This window comes from Citrobacter sp. Awk 2, from assembly GCF_028069815.1.
GTDB lineage: Bacteria > Pseudomonadota > Gammaproteobacteria > Enterobacterales > Enterobacteriaceae > Citrobacter.
Map to the genome: position 1 here is coordinate 1 of NZ_JANEWL010000183.1, position 3,060 is coordinate 3,060.

The 3,060-nt window shown below is 57.3% G+C and carries 1 protein-coding gene and 1 pseudogene; both read right to left on the reverse strand.

Annotation, left to right across the window (positions count from 1 at the left end):
- Positions 1-247 (reverse strand): annotated as a pseudogene (locus NNO02_RS22905) (hypothetical protein); the annotation flags it as partial.
- Positions 248-272: 25 nt separating this feature from the next.
- Complete coding sequence (gene tssH / locus NNO02_RS22910) at positions 273-2,906, reverse strand: type VI secretion system ATPase TssH (protein WP_271455837.1); 2,634 nt, start codon at positions 2,904-2,906, stop codon at positions 273-275.
- Positions 2,907-3,060: the final 154 nt, after the last annotated feature.

Consider the following 3,060-nt stretch of genomic DNA (forward strand, 5'->3'; position numbering starts at 1 on the left):
CTATAAAGGGTTTAATAACCTTATAGATAGTTTCATCGTTAAAGGTTATTTTTTTAACCAGCGCTGCTAACCGAAATTTATCACCTTGAATCTCTCTGTGGTGTTCAGTGTCTATAAAATCATAGCCAAGATAGGCAAGGCTGACGGGTAAGGAAATAATGCCTTTCACCACAGCGCCGATAAACCCGGCCTCATCAACATTTATGGCCTCAAGCATATCTCTGGCAATCTCTTTTGCGCTGTCCATAATTGTTACCTTTTAGATAAGCCTGTTAATAAAACTCAAGCCCAATCCCTTCTTCCTCACTCCATTCCAGCGTCAGGCTGCGTGGCTTCTGTTTCACCGCCATGTGGGCCAGCAACTGCTGGCTCAGCACCGGCAGGATTTGCTGGTTGAGCAGGCTGTCGACGTTGCGCGCGCCGGTGTCCGGCAGCAGGCAGGCAGCAGTGAGTGCGTCATACAGGCTCTCGTCAATGTGTGTGGTCAGGCCGTAGTGACGATTCAGACGCTTACTGACCTGTGCGAGCTTCATCTCCACGATGGTGCGCATGGCCGGCTCACTCAGCGGACGATAAATCACCGTCTGGAAGCGGGCCAGCAGTGCCGGCTGGAAATGGTCGCGCAAAACCGGACGCAGCAGTTCGTGCAGGTCGCCCTCGGTCGCGTCCGGCTGCTCATCGAGCAGTTGCATCAGATGGTCACTGCCGAGGTTCGAGGTCATCAGAATAACTGTATTGCGAAAGTCGATTTCACGGCCTTCGCCGTCACGCATAAAGCCGCGGTCGAACACCTGGTAGAACAGGTTCATGACGTCGCAGTGAGCTTTTTCCACTTCATCGAGCAGCACCACGCTGTACGGACGCTTGCGCACGGCTTCGGTGAGGATGCCGCCCTGACCGTAACCCACGTAGCCCGGTGGTGAGCCTTTCAACTGGGAAACAGTGTGCGGCTCCTGGTACTCGGACAGGTTGATGGTAATCAGTGACTTCTCACCGCCATACAGCACATCCGCCAGCGCCAGTGCGGTTTCAGTCTTACCGACGCCACTCGGGCCAACCAGCAGGAACACACCCTGTGGACCATTCTCTGACGTCAGTCCAGTTTTCGCCGCACGCAGGCGCTGGGCAATGGCTTCAAGCGCCACATCCTGACCGACGACACGTTTGCCGATTTCGTTTTCGAGCGTCAGCAGTTCGGTCTGCTCGTCTTTCATCAGGGAAGACAGCGGCACGCCGGTCCAGTCGGCAATCACGTTGGCAACCGTGCGGGTGTCCACATCCACCTGAACCAGCACATCACCCTGTTGTGCCTGTTCGAGCTGCTGTTGCAGGTCGGAAATCTCAGCCTGCTGGCTGATGTCCTGACGGCTGGTCATCAACTGCTGTGCCAGCCGTTTTTCATCAGTGAAGCGGATTTCCAACTGCTGCAGAGTGCTTTCCAGCGGTGCACGCTGTTGTTCAATGGCACTCAGACGGTCACCATGACGGTTGCTACCTGCCGCAATATCTTCCAGCAGCGCCTGCTCCTCCAGCGCCAGCGCGGTCAGTTGCGCTTTCAGGCGCACAATTTGTTCCGGCACGGTGTCGAGGCTCATCCGCACACGCGCGGCGGCGGTATCCAACAGGTCGACAGCTTTGTCCGGCAGCTGGCGGCCGGTCAGGTAACGGCGGGATAATGTGACCGCGGCACGCACCGCATTGTCGGTGATATGCACATTATGGTGTTCGGCGTAGCGGGATTTCAGGCCACGCAGCATCAGGCACGCGGTGACATCATCCGGCTCGTCGACCTTCACCATCTGAAAACGGCGTTCCAGAGCGGCATCGCGCTCGAAGTACTGTTTGTATTCACTCCAGGTGGTAGCGGCAATGGTGCGCAGTTCGCCACGAGCCAGCGCCGGTTTCAGCAGGTTGGCCGCATCTGCGCCCCCTGCCTGGTTGCCAGCACCGATAATGGTGTGGGCCTCATCGATAAACAGCAAAATCGGGATGGGTGACTGCTGCACGGCATCAATGACGTTTTTCAGACGCTGTTCGAACTCGCCTTTCACGCCTGCGCCCGCCTGCAACAGGCCCAGGTCGAGGGTACGTAGGCTCACCAATTTGAGGGACTCCGGGACGTTGCCTTCGGCAATACGCAGCGCCAGGCCCTCAACCAGCGCGGTTTTACCGACACCCGGTTCACCGACCAGAATGGGGTTGTTCTTGCGGCGACGCGAGAGAATATCGACCATTTGACGGATTTCGGTATCGCGGCCGAACACCGGGTCAATCTTGCCCTCTTTCGCTTTGGCGGTGATATCGAGGGTGAATTTATCCAGCGCGTTCTGTAGCGCCGGGGTCAGTTCGTCGTCTTTCCCCCCCGCGCCAACCGGGCGGCCAACGAATTCGACCTCGCCGCCATGGCTCTGTGCCAGCTTCGCTTCCTGCTGAACCTCCGGACGTTCATCCGACTGCGTATCCAACAGCGGACGAAGACGCTCAAGCTGACTCTGGCCGAGCGTCAGTAACGGCCACAGACCATCACAGCGCGCCAGTTTTGGCTTATCCACCAGTGCCATCAGCAGATGCACACTGCGGATTTGCTCTTCTCCAGCGAGTGAAGCCAACAGCCAGGCTTGCTGCATCAGCGTTTGAATAGTGTCAGACAGCTGCGGGCGCTGACGTACTGAGCGCGGCTGCTTGTCCAGCCAGCACAGCAAATCCTGCCAGATGGTATCCATATCCCATTCGTAGCGACGGGCCAGCACGGTGAGATCCCCCTCCCCCTGCTCCAGCAGTTTCAGCAGCCAGTGCTCAGGCAGGATATCTGCATGGGCGCGGGTCTGGCACAGAGAAGCCGCACCCTCCATGGCCCGGGCACAGTAAGGGTTCAGACGACGTAACAGGATGGCTGGATTTTCCATGAATATCTCTCTTTGTCGGTTCCTTGACACGCTACCGCCCCTCGCTGTTTCCCGTGAAGGGGACCAAAGCGCATACGGTCAGGCTGGCAGTTTGTGGTTTTCTTTGCTGAAAGCCCGTTTCAGACAGGCACTCAGCAAAAAAGCGGACAGAGAA